At 62.6% G+C, this 16431-nt stretch carries 11 protein-coding genes and 1 pseudogene; 9 read left to right on the forward strand and 3 right to left on the reverse strand.

Annotation, left to right across the window (positions count from 1 at the left end; genetic code table 11):
- Positions 1-2: 2 nt before the first annotated feature.
- On the reverse strand, positions 3-1607 hold the full coding sequence (urtB, locus tag ACQUTG_RS02010) for an urea ABC transporter permease subunit UrtB (RefSeq protein ID WP_428917805.1): 1605 nt from the start codon (positions 1605-1607) through the stop codon (positions 3-5).
- Between the two features lie 87 nt (positions 1608-1694).
- Positions 1695-2993 carry an urea ABC transporter substrate-binding protein gene (urtA, locus tag ACQUTG_RS02015; RefSeq protein ID WP_428917806.1) on the reverse strand — a complete coding sequence of 433 codons (1299 nt, stop codon included), beginning with the start codon at positions 2991-2993 and terminating at the stop codon, positions 1695-1697.
- 348 nt (positions 2994-3341) lie between these two features.
- Between urtA and atzF the strand changes: the two genes are divergently transcribed.
- The 8 genes and pseudogenes from atzF (at position 3342) to ACQUTG_RS02055 (ending at position 14566) form a co-directional block, all read left to right on the forward strand.
- Positions 3342-5171 (forward strand): allophanate hydrolase, encoded by a 1830-nt coding sequence (atzF, locus tag ACQUTG_RS02020; RefSeq protein ID WP_428917807.1) that lies wholly within the window; start codon positions 3342-3344, stop codon positions 5169-5171.
- Between the two features lie 221 nt (positions 5172-5392).
- The gene (gene uca / locus ACQUTG_RS02025) at positions 5393-9025 is read left to right on the forward strand and encodes an urea carboxylase (protein ID WP_428917808.1); all 3633 of its coding nucleotides are present in this window, start codon (positions 5393-5395) and stop codon (positions 9023-9025) included.
- Positions 9025-9708, forward strand: a pseudogene (locus ACQUTG_RS02030) (GntR family transcriptional regulator); the annotation flags it as partial. The gene uca and the pseudogene ACQUTG_RS02030, both read left to right, overlap by 1 nt.
- Positions 9709-10359: 651 nt before the next feature.
- Complete coding sequence (locus ACQUTG_RS02035; RefSeq protein WP_428917809.1) at positions 10360-10629, forward strand: ComEA family DNA-binding protein; 270 nt, start codon at positions 10360-10362, stop codon at positions 10627-10629.
- Between the two features lie 121 nt (positions 10630-10750).
- The gene (locus ACQUTG_RS02040) at positions 10751-11530 is read left to right on the forward strand and encodes a (Fe-S)-binding protein (RefSeq protein WP_428917810.1); all 780 of its coding nucleotides are present in this window, start codon (positions 10751-10753) and stop codon (positions 11528-11530) included.
- The gene (locus ACQUTG_RS02045) at positions 11527-12966 is read left to right on the forward strand and encodes a LutB/LldF family L-lactate oxidation iron-sulfur protein (RefSeq protein WP_428917811.1); all 1440 of its coding nucleotides are present in this window, start codon (positions 11527-11529) and stop codon (positions 12964-12966) included. Before ACQUTG_RS02040 ends, ACQUTG_RS02045 begins: the two co-directional genes overlap by 4 nt.
- Entirely contained in the window at positions 12963-13616 is a 654-nt protein-coding gene (locus ACQUTG_RS02050; RefSeq protein ID WP_428917812.1) for a LutC/YkgG family protein, read from the forward strand. The genes ACQUTG_RS02045 and ACQUTG_RS02050 overlap by 4 nt, the downstream gene beginning before the upstream one ends.
- Positions 13613-14566 carry a DMT family transporter gene (locus ACQUTG_RS02055; protein ID WP_428917813.1) on the forward strand — a complete coding sequence of 318 codons (954 nt, stop codon included), beginning with the start codon at positions 13613-13615 and terminating at the stop codon, positions 14564-14566. The genes ACQUTG_RS02050 and ACQUTG_RS02055 overlap by 4 nt, the downstream gene beginning before the upstream one ends.
- A 12-nt stretch (positions 14567-14578) precedes the next feature.
- Here the strand turns inward: ACQUTG_RS02055 and gloA are convergent, their stop codons facing one another.
- Complete coding sequence (gene gloA, locus ACQUTG_RS02060) at positions 14579-15127, reverse strand: lactoylglutathione lyase (protein WP_428917814.1); 549 nt, start codon at positions 15125-15127, stop codon at positions 14579-14581.
- A gap of 296 nt (positions 15128-15423) precedes the next feature.
- Here gloA and ACQUTG_RS02065 point away from each other — a divergent pair, with 296 nt between their 5' ends.
- A complete protein-coding gene (locus ACQUTG_RS02065; RefSeq protein ID WP_428917815.1) occupies positions 15424-16392 on the forward strand; it encodes a DUF6160 family protein in 969 nt (322 codons plus the stop codon).
- Positions 16393-16431 lie beyond the last annotated feature (39 nt).

Below are 16431 nucleotides of genomic sequence, written 5' to 3' on the forward strand. Positions count from 1 at the left end.
CCTTAACCCTCCGCCGCGCGGCCTTTCTGGGGGAAAAGCCCCTTCGGCCGTTTTTGAATGAACAGGATGATGAACACCAGCACCAGGATCTTGGCCAGCACGGCGCCCGCCCAGGGTTCCAGCAGCTGGTTGATGGTGCCGAGGGACAAGCCCGCCAGCAGGGTGCCCCAGAGGTTACCCACGCCGCCGAACACCACCACCATGAACGAGTCGATGATGTAGTTCTGGCCCAGGTTCGGGCCCACGTTGGTGATCTGGGAGAGCGCGACACCGGCCAGCCCGGCCACGCCGGAGCCGAGGCCGAAGGTGAGGATGTCCACTTTGGTCGCCTTGATGCCCATGGAGCGGGCCATGGCGCGGTTTTGGGTGACTGCGCGCACTTCCAGCCCGAGGCGGGTCTTGCGCATGATCAGCATCAGGCCGGCGAACACCACCAGGGCGAAGCCGATCACGTACATGCGGTTGAGCGTGAGGGACAGTGCCTCGTTGATCATCACCGAGCCGCTCATCCAGTCCGGGGTGATCACGGTACGGTTCAGGGGCGAGATCACGGTGCGCACCAGCTGCTGCAGGATCAGGCTGACGCCGAAGGTGGCCAGCAGGGTTTCCAGCGGGCGACCCTTGAGGTGTTGGATCACGGTGCGTTCGATGGCAATGCCCGCCAGCGCCGCCACCAGGAAACCGGCGGGGATGGACAGTATCAGCGCCAGGCCGGGCTGGCCCGGCAGCAGCTGCTGCATGCCCCAGGTGGTGTAGGCACCGAGCATGATCAGCTCGCCGTGGGCCATGTTGATCACGCCCATCACGCCGAAGGTGATGGCCAGGCCGATGGCCGCCAGCACCAGCACCGAGCCGAGGGAGAGCCCGAAGTACAGGGTCTCGGCGGCACGGTTGAATTTGAGTTTCTGTTCGATGCTGTCCAGGGCCTTGTTGGCGGCGGCCACCAGGGCCGGGTCATCACTGCGGGCGGCGTTCTGCAGGGCGGCGCGGGCTTCGGAGTTGAGGCTGCCGGAGAGCACGGCCACGGCGTTCTTGTCGCCCTGCTCTTCCACCTGGTAGATGGCCAGCGCTTCGGTGAGCGCCAGCTGGACGTCAGAGGCGGTTTCCGCCTCGATCAGGTCCGGTAACTGGTCGGCCAGGCCGTCGTCCACGTTCCCCCGCAGGGCACGGGCGGCGGTCAGGCGGCTGTCTTCGTTCGGGCTTTTCAGGTCGATGACGGAGAGGATGCTTTCCAGCTCGCTGCGCAGGCTGTTGTTCACGCGGATGGTGTCGATGTCCCGCCGGGAGACTTCGCCCAGGCTTTCGCCGGTGGTGGCGCTTTCCACGTCCCAGTCGCGGCCCCGGTTGGAGAGCACGATGACGAACTGGCCGGTGGATTCGATGCGGGCGAGCTTGTTGGCGGCGAAGGCTTCCAGCCAGGTGCGGGCCCGTTCGTCGCCGGAGCCGGCGATGCGGTTGACCACGGTTTTCTTTTCCGCGAAGGAGGATTCCGCCAGGGCGGTGAGCAGTTGTTGCGCTTCGGAGTCGTCGACCTGGGCGGTGGCCATGGCGGGCCAGAGCAGCAGGCAGACAAGCAGAAGGCGGCTGAGCGATCCGGTGATGCCCATGTTTGCATCCTGTCCTGTTGTTGGGGTTGAAGCTTGAAGCGGGCGGGGGTTCGGGCCCCCGCCCTGGGCAGTGTTTACCCGGTTGGCTTAGTTGGAGGCGACTTCGGCCTTGCCACCGCAGCTGCCGGTGACGACGTTGAAGTTGCCGCACTTCATGGGCTTGCGCCAGTCACTGATCAGGTCCTTGGAACCCGGCAGGAAGTCAGACCAGGCATCGCCTGCCACGGTGGACGGGGTCTCCCAGACCACGGAGAACTGGCCGTTGTCCTGGATCTCGCCGATCAGCACCGGCTTGGTGATGTGGTGGTTCGGCATCATGGTGGCGTAGCCGCCGGTGAGGTTGGGCACAGTCACGCCGATGATGGCGTCCTTCACCGCTTCCACGTCGGTGGTGCCGGCCTTCCTGACCGCTTCCACGTACATGTTGAAGCCGATGTAGTGGGCTTCCATCGGGTCGTTGGTGACCGCGTCTTCCTTGCCGGTGTGCGCCACCCAGGCGTCGATGAAGTCGTAGTTGGCGTCGCTGTCCACGCTCATGAAGTAGTTCCAGGCGGCCAGGTGACCGACCAGCGGGCCGGTGTCGATGCCGGAGAGTTCCTGCTCACCCACGGAGAAGGCGACCACCGGGATGTCGGCGGCGTCGATGCCCTGGTTGGCCAGCTCGCGGTAGAACGGTACGTTGGCGTCACCGTTGATGGTGGAGACCACGGCGGTCTTCTTGCCGGCGCTGCCGAACTTCTTGATGTCGGAGACGATGGACTGCCAGTTGGAGTGCCCGAACGGGGTGTAGTTGATCATGATGTCATCGGCGGAAACACCGGCATCCTTGAGGTAGGTCTCGAGGATCTTGTTGGTGGTGCGCGGGTAGACATAGTCGGTGCCCGCCAGCACCCAGCGCTCGACGCCGATTTCGTTCATCAGGTAATCCACCGCCGGGATCGCCTGCTGGTTGGGCGCGGCGCCAGTGTAGAAGACGTTCTCGGAGGATTCCTCACCCTCGTACTGGACCGGGTAGAACAGCAGGCCGTTCAGCTCTTCCACCACCGGCAGTACGGACTTGCGGGACACCGAGGTCCAGTTGCCGAAGATCACGTCGACCTTTTCCTTGGCCAGCAGCTCGCGGGCCTTCTCGGCAAACAGCGGCCAGTTGGAGGCGGGGTCCACCACCACCGGCTCGAGCTGGCGCCCCATGATGCCACCCTCGGCGTTCTGCTTTTCGATCAGCATCAGCATGGTGTCCTTGAGGGTCGACTCACTGATGGCCATGGTGCCGGAGAGGGAGTGCAGGATACCCACCTTGATGGGATCCTCGGCGGCAACCGAATTGAGGGAGACAGAAAGGGCCAATGCGGAGAGACCCAGCTTCACGTGTTTTTTGATGCTCATGTCGTGCGTCCTTTTCATAGTCGGGTTGTGTGCAGTTCGTCGTAAAACGCACGGGAGCCTGTGCATCTGCTGTTCCAGATCCCACCAATCATCAAACAAAACAATCATTTAACTAGTATACAAGCAGCGCCGCCCTGCCTTGCCCCTGCCAGAACCCCGCCAAATGCCCGGTTTTCTGCGCCAGATTTGGTGCATTCGCACCGCCCTGGAGCAGACCGGAAAATCACGCCATTCCGCACAAAAACATCAATCCATTGATTTTTAAGCAATTTACGAAAACTTCCTCAGATGGCACGGGCATTGCCATTGCTCATGTATACAAGTTGGCAACGCACATGAGGATGACCCATGCCTGCAACCCGTGGATGGACAATCAAAGACTGGCAGAACGCCTATAAAGAGGGGGACGAACCGGAAGCGCTGATCGGCTCGCTCCTGGACCGACTGGATAGCAACGACACCGCCTGGATTTCCCGGCTGGACGATGACGGCTTTGCGCAGGCCATGGCCGAACTGGCTGACCGGCTGGAAATGGTCGACGGCGATCTCAGCCAGTTACCGTTTTATGGCATTCCCTTCGCGGTGAAGGACAACATCGATGCGATCGGCTTTGAAACCACCGCTGCCTGCCCGGCTTTCGCCTATACCCCGGATGAAGACGCCGCTGTTGTCGCCAGACTGAAAGCGGCCGGCGCGGTGCTGATCGGCAAGACCAACCTGGACCAGTTCGCCACCGGCCTGGTGGGCACCCGTTCACCGTATGGTGCGGTGCCCAATGCCTTTAACCGGGAAGTAGTCAGTGGCGGTTCCAGTTCCGGCTCGGCCTCTGTGGTGGCCCGGGGCCTGGTGCCGTTTGCCCTGGGCACGGATACTGCCGGTTCCGGCCGCGTGCCCGCCGGTCTGAACAACCTGGTGGGGCTGAAGCCCACCAAGGGGATGCTCAGTATCAAGGGCGTGGTGCCGGCGTGCCGTTCCCTGGATTGCGTTTCGATCTTTGCGCTGACCGTGAACGATGCCGGTGCGATCTCCGACATCATGGCCGGGTTTGAGCCCGCCGATGCTTTCTCCCGCAAGGCGCCTGCCGCATTGCCGGTGGATGCGGCCGCCATCCGCCGGCCGGGACCGATCCACCGGATCGCCATTCCCGAGCATCCGCAGTTTTATGGTGACCAGCAGGCCGAAGCGGCCTGGAATACCGCCGTCAGCCAGTGGCGGCAGCAGGATGTGGAGATCGTGGCACTCGATTTCAGGCCGATGATGGAACTGGCTGCCCTGCTCTATGAAGGCCCGTGGGTGGCCGAGCGGCATGCGGCGGTGGAGGCGTTCATGGCTGAGCATGAGGCCGAGATGAACGAGGTGGTGAAAGGCATCATCCGGAACGCCGGCAAGTTCAGCGCCACCGACACCTTCAACGCCATCTACCGCAAGGAAGAGCTGATCCGGGAAATTGACGGACTGCTCTTGGATATCGATGCCCTGTTGGTGCCCACGGCCCCAACCGCGCCGACCATCGAGGCCGTCTACGCCGACCCGGTGACCCTCAACAGCCAGCTGGGCACCTACACCAACTTCGTCAACTTTGCCGACTTCAGCGCCCTGGCCGTGCCGGCCGGATTCCGGGATGACGGCCTGCCGTTCGGCGTCACCCTCATCAGCGGTGCCTGGAAGGACAAGGAGCTGCAGACCCTGGCCAGCCAGTGGCTCAATGCCCACCCCACCGCACTGGGCGCAGTGGATAAGCCACGCCCCAAGGAAGTGGTTACTCACCGACAGGCCGTTCCCACAATTCGTGTGGCGGTGGTCGGTGCCCACCTGTCCGGCATGCCGTTGAATACCCAACTGGTCGAACGCCACGCCACGCTGCTGGAGCAGACCACCACCTCCCCCAACTACCGGCTCTATGCCCTGCCCAACACCACGCCGCCCAAGCCTGGGCTGAAGCGGGTGGCTGCAGAGGGTGCGGAGATCATCGTGGAGGTGTGGGAAATGGCGGCTTCCGAGTTTGGTTCTTTTGTGGACCTGATTCCCGCCCCGCTCGGGATCGGCAATGTGGAGCTCGCCGATGGGCGGTGGGTGAACGGGTTTGTTTGTGAGGGGTATGGGTTTGAGGGGGCCCGGGACGTCACCGAATTTGGTGGGTGGCGGGCGTTTGTGAAGGCCGCGAGTGAGGGTGGGTGACGGTGAAGGTGGGGTCAGATGAAGGCTTTCATCAGACCCCGGGGGAGCGACCACTCCCCGGAGTTCGGGCCAACCTCAGGGGTCTGATGAACTTGTTCATCTGACCCCAAGTTCAGGCCCCACTCCAAGCCACCCGTTTCGAGACATAAAGAAGGGGTCAGATGAAAGCTTTCATCTGACCCCGGAGCAACAGGTTCAGGTTCACAAGGAGATTCCACACGATGTTTTCCAAAGTTCTGATTGCCAACCGCGGCGAGATTGCCGTTCGCACCATTCGCACCCTCAAGGCCATGGGTGTGGCGAGTGTGGCGGTGCATTCCCATGAGGATCGCCATAGCCTGCATGTGACCAGCGCCGATGAGGCGGTGGCGTTGTCGGGTAACGGCGCAAGCGAGACTTACCTGGACAAGGCGCAGATCCTCGCGGCAGCGAAGCAGACCGGCGCGGAGGCGATCATTCCGGGGTACGGTTTCCTTTCCGAAAATGCCGACTTCGCGGAGACCTGCGAAGCCGAGGGCATCGTGTTTATCGGCCCGACGCCGGAGCAGATGCGGGAGTTCGGCCTCAAGCACCGGGCCCGGGAGCTGGCGCAGGCCGCCGGTGTGCCGCTGGCGCCGGGCAGCGGTCTGCTGGACAGTCTGGAGGAAGCCCTGCAGACCGCTGACAACCTCGGCTACCCGGTGATGCTCAAGAGCACCGCCGGTGGCGGCGGTATCGGCCTGACCCGCTGCGAGAATGAAGCCGACCTCAAGGACGCCTTCGAATCCGTCCAGCGCCTGGGCAAGAGTTTCTTCAATGACAGCGGGGTGTTCCTGGAGCGCTTTATCGCCCGGGCCCGGCACGTGGAGGTGCAGATCTTCGGCGACGGCCAGGGCAATGTGGTCGCCCTGGGCGAGCGGGACTGCTCCCTGCAGCGCCGGAACCAGAAGGTGGTCGAGGAAACCCCGGCCCCGAACCTGCCGGCGGCGACCCGCCAGGCCATGCTGGACGCGGCGGTGTCCCTCGGCCAGTCGGTCAATTACCGATCCGCCGGCACGGTGGAATACATCTACGACGCCGACCGGGACGAGTTCTACTTCCTGGAGGTGAACACCCGCCTGCAGGTGGAGCACCCGGTTACCGAGTCCGTCACCGGCCTGGACCTGATCGAGTGGATGCTGAAAATCGCCGCCGGCGAAAGCCCGGGGCTGGCCAGCTTCAAGCCGACTCTGGACGGCGCCTCCATGGAGGTGCGGATCTACGCCGAAGACCCGCTCAAGGACTTCCAGCCCTCCCCCGGCGAGCTGACCGATGTGTACTGGCCGGAGGACGGCGTGCGCATCGATACCTGGGTGGAGAACGGCAGCGAGGTCTCCAGCCACTACGACCCGATGATCGCCAAGCTGATCGTGCACGGCAAAGACCGGGACGACGCCCTGGCGAAACTGCGCACCGCCCTGGCCGAAACCCGGCTGATGGGCATCGCCACCAACCTGGACTATCTGCGCCAGGTGGTTGCTCAAAAGAGTTTTGAGGATGGCATTGTCTCCACCCGGGCGCTGGAAAGCTTCGAATTCAAACCGTCCGTGGCCGAGGTGGTCAAACCGGGCACCTACACCACGGTGCAGGACTATCCCGGCCGTGTGGGTTACTGGAACATCGGCGTGCCGCCCAGTGGTCCCATGGACGATTACGCCTTCCGTATCGCCAACCGCATTGTCGGCAACCACAACGACGCGGCGGGCCTCGAAGCCACGCTCATTGGCCCCAGCCTGAAATTCCACAAGGACGCGGTGGTGGCACTCACCGGCGCCCTCACCGACGCCACCCTGGACGACCAGCCGGTGGCGTTCTGGAAGCCCATTCACGTCAAGGCCGGCCAGACGCTTGCCGTGGGCAAAGCCATTAAAGGTTGCCGCACCTACCTGGCGGTACGCGGCGGTTTTGACGTGCCGGTGTACCTGGGCAGCCGTTCCACCTTCGCCCTCGGCCAGTTCGGCGGCCACGGCGGTCGGCCCCTGCGGCCCGGCGACATGCTTGGCATCAGCCAGATCAAACTGCCCGCCTGCACCACCCCGGGGCCGACCCACGATCCGGCCCCGGCCGATCCGGACCTGATTCCCGAGTATCCGGACCATTGGGAAATCGGCGTACTCTATGGTCCTCATGGCGCACCGGATTTCTTCACCGAAAAGTCCATCGAGAAGTTCTTCGAGCAGGACTGGGAGGTGCATTACAACTCCAACCGCCTGGGCATCCGCCTGAACGGCCCGAAGCCGGAATTCACCCGGGAGGACGGCGGCGAGGCCGGCCTGCACCCGTCCAACATTCACGACTGCGAATACGCCATCGGCTCGATCAATTTCACCGGCGACATGCCGGTCATCCTGACCAAGGACGGCCCCAGCCTCGGCGGCTTCGTGTGCCCGGTGACCATCGCCAAGGCTGAGCTGTGGAAGGTGGGCCAGGTGAAGCCCGGTGACACCATCCGCTTCGTGCCCATCGATTACGACACGGCGGTGACACTGTCCGAGCACCAGGAGCTGGCCATCAAGAGCCTGATGGCTCCGCCGGCGGTCGATCTGGTCGCGCCGGAACTGGCGCCGGTGAACGGTCTCTCCGCCACGATCCTGGCGCACCTGGACGAGACCGAGGGTCGGCCGGAGGTGACCTATCGCCAGGCGGGGGACCAGTACATCCTGCTGGAATACGGCCCCAACGTGATGGACCTGGGCGTGCGCATGCGTATCCATGCCCTGATGGAGGCCATCGCCGATGTGCAGCCGAACGGCCTGCTGGAACTGTCGCCGGGCGTTCGCTCCCTGCAGCTGCGCTACGATTCCCGCATCCTGCCCCAGCCCGCGCTGATGGAATACCTGCTCGATCTGGAAGGCACCCTGCCGCCCACGGACGAACTCAAGGTCCGCAGCCGGGTCATTCACCTGCCCATGGCCTTTGAGGACAGCGCCACCCTGGAGGCCGTGGACAAGTACCGCCAGTCCGTGCGCGATACGGCACCCTGGCTGCCCAACAACGTGGACTTCATGCAGCGCATCAACGGCCTCCCCAGCCGCGAGGACGTCCGTGATGTACTGTTCTCGGCCCGCTACCTGGTGCTCGGCCTGGGCGACGTGTATCTCGGCGCCCCCTGCGCGGTGCCGCTGGACCCGAGGCACCGCCTGCTCACCTCCAAGTACAACCCGGCCCGCACCTACACCGCCGAAGGCACCGTCGGCATCGGCGGGGTGTACATGTGCATCTACGGCATGGATTCCCCGGGCGGCTACCAGCTGGTGGGCCGCACCCTGCCGATCTGGAACAAGTACCTGAAGAACCCCCAGTTCGCCGAGGGCGCGCCCTGGCTGCTGCGGTTCTTTGACCAGGTGTGTTACTACCCGGTGACCGAGGACGAGCTGACCGGGATGCGGGATCAGTTCCGGGCCGGCAAGCTGACCATCAAGATCGAGGAAGAAACCTTCGACCTGAAATCCCACCAGACCTTCCTGGACGCCAATGCGGATTCCATCGCGGAGTTCCGCAAAATGCAGAAGGCGGCCTATGCCAAAGAAGTGGCCCTGTGGAAAGAGAGCGAGGCGGAAGAACTGGACCGGTTGGCGAAAGCACCGCCGAAGCCGGATGCCTCGGCGCTGGAGCGTTTTGGTGAACTGGTCAGTGCGGAGATTGCCGGAAATATCTGGAAGTGTCTGGTGAAACCGGGGGATACCGTGGCCGAGGGCGATCCGCTGATGATCGTCGAGGCCATGAAAATGGAGTTCGAGGTAAATGCGACCCTGTCGGGGAAGATCAGTGCCATGCATGTGGAACCGGGCAAGGCGGTGACTCCGGGAGAGCCCCTGCTGAGTATTGAAATCTGATGGCACCAAATGGAAAACGCAAAGAGTCCATGGCGGACCGGGTCTATGAGGCCCTGAAGGACGACATCTTCGAGTTCCGGCTGATCCCCGGTGACAAGTTCAGCGAGGGAGACGTCGGTACCCGCCTGAGTGCCAGCCGGACGCCGGTGCGGGAGGCCCTGTACCGGTTGCAGCGGGAAGGCTACGTGGAGGTTCTGTTCCGCAGTGGCTGGCAGGTGAAGCCGTTTGATTTCCGGCAGGTGGAGGAACTCTACGATCTGCGGATCACCCTGGAACGGGCCGCCATGCACAAGATCTGCGCCCTGCCCGAGGAACCGCCGGCAGTTCGCACCCTGACCGCCATCTGGAATCCGGACCACCCCTCCGAGCGGGCGGTGGGCAGTACCGTGCGGGCGCTGGACGAGAGCTTTCATTGCGACCTGGTGGCCGCCGCCGGCAACCGGGAAATGACCCGGATTCATCGGGAGATTACCGACCGGCTGCGGATTATTCGGCGGCTGGATTTCACGCGGGATGATCGGGTCGATGCGACCTATGTGGAGCATTCGCAGATTCTGGAGGCATTGCGGGGCGGGCATGCCAGCGATGCCGCCGAACGACTGACCCGGCATATCCGGGCCAGTCAGAAGGCGGTTCGGGAGATCACCATGGAGAGGATTCGGGAGGCGGCGGAGGTGCATCGGCGTGGGGCTGCCGGGGGTGGAGGTGAAGATGGGGTCAGAAGAAAGCTTTCTTCTGACCCCGGAGGCGGAGCCGACCTTGGGATGCCATGCCGACCTCGGGGTGACGGTGACAGTGAAGAGGGGGTCAGATGAAAGCGTTCATCTGACCCCGGAGGCAAAGCCGACCTTGGGAGTGAAGTTGGGGTCAGAAGAAAGCCTTCTTCTGACCCCGTTTTCATTCTTTGCCAGCTCTCCTGGCTCACATCAGCGTACGAAATATCTCACACATCACGGAGCGAATATCCGGTTTTGCTACAGACCATCCTCGATAGAATAGGAATTGTCAGGGATGACAGCCGGCAAGGATCGTTGGCTCAAGGATGGAAGCTCCACGGATCAGGAGTTACCCGAAGGATCGGGACTACAGGGATGAACGCAAGGACGAAGCGCTCAGGATGATGCGCAGCCTGATGGATCAGGCAGGGGTCAGCCACGGATATTGGGTCCACAGGGAGCGTGGCCCAGTCCGTGCACTTCCGTTTTCGGAACGCCTTTCTTACGTCTCATCACCTCCGAACCGTTTCCCGCCTCTCAACCGAGCCTGCGCCTGTGCGGCATGACGTCCTGGCAAACAACCATAACGACGTTATTCAATCTCAGGAGTATGCTCACATGAAAAGAACCCCGATTATCGCCACGCTGGTATTGCTGTTCAGCCTGTTCACCGGTTTCGCCCACGCCCAGGACGCCGCCGTGAACATCAACACCGCAGACGTGGCCACCCTGGCGAGCCTGAACGGCATCGGCGAGAGCAAGGCCCAGGCCATCATCGAATACCGCGAGGCCAACGGCCCCTTCGCCTCCACCACAGACCTCTCCAACGTCAAAGGCATTGGTGCACGGACTGTGGAAAAGAACGCAGAGCGCCTTAGCATCAAGTAAGCCTCGCCGGGCAGCGGTTTCCATCGCTGCCCGCTGTTACCCTAAAGTCGTTTGGCAACCACCGCTCCCCCACCCTATTATTGTTGGATAACAACAATCCCATACCCGGAGCGGGGCGTTAATGTCAGATCCCATCAAGGTTTATCCGTCCAGGCCTCAAAAGGTCTATTACTTCGGCACCTGCCTGGTGGACATGTTCTACCCGGACGCAGGCATTGCCGGGGTGGAACTGCTGGAGCGGGAGGGCATCGAAGTGATCTTCCCCCAGGGCCAGACCTGCTGTGGTCAGCCTGCCTACACCTCCGGCTACCACGATGAGGCCCGCTCGGTGGCGCAAGCCCAGCTGGACCTGTTTCCGGAAGACTGGCCGATTGTGGTGCCGTCGGGCTCCTGTGGCGGCATGATGCGCAAGCATTATCCTGCACTTTTCAAGGACACGCCCCAGGCCACCCAGGCCGCGGAAATCGCCGGGCGGGTCTGGGAGCTGACGGATTTCCTGCTGAATGTCTGCCACATCAAACTGGAGGATCTGGGTGAGCCGGTCACGGTTGCCATGCATACCTCCTGCTCGGCCCGCCGGGAAATGGGGGTGGCCGAGGTCGGCCCTGCCCTGCTTGGGCAGCTGAAGAACGTCAATCTTGTGGAACAGATCCGTCCTGAGGAATGCTGCGGCTTTGGCGGCACTTTTGCGGTTCGCCACCCGGAGATTTCTGCCGCCATGGTCAGTGAGAAGGTGGACACCCTGGTGGATGCCGGCACCAAAGAATTTGTCACCACCGACTGCGGCTGCCTGATGAACATCGCCGGCTATGCCGAGAAGAATGACAAGCCCCTCCAGGGCCAGCACATCATCAGTTTCCTGTGGGAGCGCACCCGCGGAAACCAGGGAGGCCAGTCATGAGCGAGACCACTGCCCACAGCCATCCTCACGTCGATGTGAAGGAATTCCACCCGCGGGCACATGCGGCCATCCACAATCCCAAGATCCGCCAGAACTTCCGGAAGGCGATGGATGGCCTGATGGCCAAGCGCACGGCAGCGTTCGAAGGCTGGGATCTGGAAACCCTGCGGGATCTCGGCGCCAACATCCGCATGAAGGCCCTGTCCAATCTGCCGGACCTGCTGGAGCAGCTGGAACAGAAGCTGACCGAGAACGGCATCAAGGTGCACTGGGCGGTGGACGGTGACGAGGCCTGCCGCATTGTGCGGGATATCTGCGTGGCCCGGGACGCCAAGACGGTGATCAAGGGCAAGTCCATGGTGTCTGAGGAGATGGAGCTGAACCATTACCTCCAGGACCAGGGCATCGAGGCGCTGGAATCGGATCTGGGCGAGTACATTGTCCAACTCGCGGATGAAACGCCCTCCCACATCATCATGCCGGCGATCCACAAGAACACCGGGGAAATCTCCGAGCTGATGCACGAGAAAACCGGCACCGATCTTTCCAACGATGTGGAGTACCTGACCGCCTCCGCCCGCCAGCAGCTGCGGGAGAAGTTCATGAACGCGGATGTGGGCGTCTCCGGCGTCAACTTCGCGGTGGCGGAGACCGGGACCCTGTGCCTGGTGGAGAATGAGGGCAACGGCCGGATGACCACCACGGTGCCGCCCTGCCACATTGCGGTCACCGGCATCGAGAAGGTGGTGCCGAGCCTGGAGGATGTCTCCGCCCTGCTGGCGTTGCTGACCCGCTCCGCGACCGGCCAGCACATCACCACCTACTTCAACATGATCTCCAGCCCGCGCAAGGGCGAGGAGCTGGATGGGCCCGAGGAAGTCCATGTGGTGCTGGTGGATAACGGCCGGTCGTCCATCTACCAGGATGACGAACTGCTGGACACCCTGCGCTGCATCCGCTGCGGTGCCTGCATGAACCATTGCCCGGTCTATACCCGGGTCGGTGGCCACACCTATGGCACCACCTACCCCGGCCCCATCGGCAAGATCCTGATGCCGCACCTGATCGGCCTGGACGAAGGCCGGCATCTGCCCACCGCATCCAGCCTCTGCGGTGCCTGCGGCGAGGTCTGCCCGGTCAAGATTCCGATTCCGGACCTGCTGGTGCGCCTGCGCCAGGAGTCCGTGGACGGCGACCGGCTTCATCCGGCCAAAGTCCGGGGCCATGGCGCCAAGCGCAGCACCGGCGAAGCCCTGATCTGGAAAGGATGGGCCTGGATGCATGCCAGCCCCGGCATCTATCGGCTGGGCACTGGGGTCGCAGCCAGATTCCGGGCCCTGCAGCCCTCGAAGGCGGGCGCCTGGACCGATTTCCGGACCGCACCGAAGCTCGCGGCAAAAACCCTGCACCAGCGGATGAAGGAGCGTGGCCAGTGAGTTCCCGAAACATTATTCTCCAGCGCCTGCGCAATCGAACCGGCGGCGAACTGACCGCCCCGGAATGCGACTTCTCGGTCCTGAAACGGCCGGACTGGAGCACCACCGAACGGATCGAGCTGTTCGAGAAGATGATCGAATCGGTCCACGGCGAGGTACACCACTGCACCGCTGACAGCTGGATCGAACGGCTGGCCGAGGTTCTGAACACCCGGGGTGCCCGCAACCTGATGATCCCGAAGCAGCACGCCATCGGTCAGGCGATCAAGGCTTCCGAGCGCACGGACCTGCCGGAACTGCTGCTGTACGATGAACCCATCGAGAGCTGGCAGCCCTACCTGTTCAACGAGGTGGATGCCAGCATCACCTCCACCCGGGGTGGTATTGCTGAAACCGGCTCGCTGATCCTGTGGCCGACGCCGGACGAACCGCGCCTGATGAGCCTGGTGCCACCGGTGCACATTGCCGTCCTGAACGCCTCGGACATCTACACCACGTTCCACGAAGCCATGCTCGCCCAGGACTGGGCCTCTGGCATGCCGACCAATGCGCTGTTAATCTCTGGGCCTTCCAAAACCGCGGACATCGAGCAGACCCTGGCCTACGGTGTCCACGGCCCCAAAGAGCTGATTGTATTGGTTATTGAATGATCCAAGGCGCACTGTTGATCGCCCTGGCGGCCTTGCTGTGGGCGACCACAGGCATTGTCGCCAAATTCCTGTTTACCGGCACCGAGCTGGAACCCATCACCCTGGGCTTTCTTCGTCTGGTGGTGGCGTTGCCGTTTTTCTGGCTGCTGATGCGGCGGGAACAACGCCAACTCAAACGGGAGTACCCCGGTGAGCGGGTACCCGGGAGCTCCCTGCGGCACCTGGGACTCAAGGCTCTCCTGCCCCTCGCGGCACTCGGCCTGTTCCAGGCCTTCTACCAGGGCAGCTACCTGCTAGCCGTGGACCTCACCGGCGCCGGAATCGCCACACTGATTGCCCTGTGCCTGCCGCCGGTACTGGTGGCGCTCACCGCCGCGCCCCTGCTCGGCGAGAAACCCGGTTTGTTAACCATCCTGTCGCTGATCGCCGCCATCATCGGCACCGCCATGCTGGTGCTGAGCGATATGGACACCAGCGGCACCCTGCGCCTGGCCGGCATCCTGATGGCCCTGCTGGCCGCCTGTGTCTATACCGGTTTCACCCTCACCAGCCGGTACAACTCGGCGGGAACACCGGTATTCACCACGGCATTCATCTGTTTCTTCACTGCTGCGCTTATCCTGTTGCCGGTGGTAGCCGCCATCGGGGGCTTTGCCGGCCTGGAAACCCTGGATTTCCATCACTGGCTGATGGTGGGCTACATCGGCGTGGTGCCGACGTGCATCGGTTACGTGAGCTTTTTCACCGGTATGAAGACCACGCCCGCCACACTTTCAAGCATCATCGTGACGCTGGAACCGTTGTTCGTGGCCTTGCTGGCCTGGGTATTCCTGGGAGAGGTGCTTGGGCCGACCGGCATTACCGGCGCCCTGATCCTGACGGCGGCGGTGATCGTCGCCTCCAGGTTTGGCGGGAAACCCGCCGCCGGACAGGCATCCGACGGCGGTTGATCACAAGGACATTCAGTCGTCCTTTTGCTGCTTGGCGAGCATGTCCGGCTGCAGGATCTCGATCCAGTAGCCGTCCGGATCCTTGATGAACGCCAAGCCTTTCATCTTGCCGTCATCCGGTTTCTTCACAAACTCGACACCCAGTTTCTCGAAACGGTCCGAAGCGGCGTACACATCCGGTACGGCGATGCCGATATGACCAAAGCCCTGGGGCTCGTCGTTGCCGTTGTGGTAGGCAAAATCGTTGTCGTCCTCGGTGCCCCAGTTGTGGGTCAGCTCAAGCATCGCCTCACGGCCGAAGGTGTAGGTGGTGCGGTGGGCATCGTCGTTCGGGACGAACTGGGCCGAGCGGTCGTCCAGGTAACCCAGGAAGTACAGGGTGAATTTCATCTCCGGGAATTCCAGCTTGCGGATGAGGTGCATCCCCAGAACACGAGTGTAGAAGTCCATTGAGCGCTCGGGTTCCTTGATGCGCATCATGGTCTGGTTGAAGACATAGCCTTCAGTCTCGGGAACGGGCGCGTCGTACAGGCCGGGGGCCTCTTCGAAATGCTTGGGCATGGTCATTTCCCTTTTGGTTCAGAGAATTCAAACTTTATACCTGCGTGCGTTTCAATCGGATTTCAAGGGGCCGCACCGGATTCACCCCCCGACAATGAAACAGCTATTCGAGATCTGTATCACAGACAGCCAGCCGTCCCCGACCTAATGTAACAGTCTGTAACCTTTAACCGCCGCATTGATTCAGGTGTCCCTGCGGCCCGGATAACAACAAGCATCCGTCGAACGAACTCGGGGCGCTCATGGTTTCCTCTCTCTTCACACAGTCTTCAACGCCTCGCAGGTGCTTTCCCCTTATGGCGCTTGCGATGGCGTTGCCTTCTTTGTCACTTGCCGAGTTCCGGGCACTGGACGACCGCAGTCTGTCCACGGTGACCGGCCAGTCCGGTGTGACCATCGAGCTAGAGACCCGGCTCACCATGGACAGCCTGACCTGGACCGACGAGGGATCGCTGAGTGTCAACGGCGTGCGGCTCTCCGGGCAGAACGACACGGTGCTGGACAACATCAAGGTGACTCTGGATATCGCAGGTGAAGGCGAGGTCCTGGAACACGGCTTTTCGGAGATCGCCCGCCGGGCGGACGCGGGGCTGCTGGACGCCAGTGATCCGGATGTGGCCGATGCCCTGACCACCTACTCGGTGAATGGCGAATTCGGCAAGCAGTTCGGCAGCGGCGATCTGGTGATTCACCTGGGTGCAATCGATTACGGTGATCCGGCGAGTCTGACCGACTACCTGCAGGCGGTGGATTTCGAGCTGGCCGTAGACAGCATCGTGACCTCCGGCTCGGAGGGCAGCGCCACGATGTTCTCGGATGTGTTGCTGCAGGGTTACGTGGGGCCAACCGACCTGGTGATCCGGAACCAGGGCGGCAATACCCGCTCGCTGGCCAATGGCAATCTGGTATCCGGGTCCGAGTTGCAGCTGGACACCCACTTCGAAATCACCAGCGGCAGCCTGAACTGGGAGGCCGCCGACCTGATTCTTTTGTTCAACTTTGCTGCGGTAGGCATCGAGGGGCTGCAGATTCATAACCGTCGCGGGGATGACACCCTGGGGCATTTCGGAATGGCCCACGCCACAGCAAAGCTATCCCGGGGCACCAGTGCCGCCTCCGGAATGGAAGGGCTGTCCGTGCATGACGTCGAGTTCCGGGCGGATATCGACATGCCCGTGTTCCGGATTGGCGGCGCCAGCATCGGCAGTGTCCAGTTTACGGACTTTGCCATCACCGACACCACCATGATGGTATATGGCCACTAAGGCACCACTGGACAAGCACTGCCACTTCCCCTGTAAACT

Origin of the sequence: Marinobacter sp. DUT-1, from assembly GCF_050379415.1 — a bacterium.
Classification (GTDB): Bacteria; Pseudomonadota; Gammaproteobacteria; order Pseudomonadales; family Oleiphilaceae; genus Marinobacter.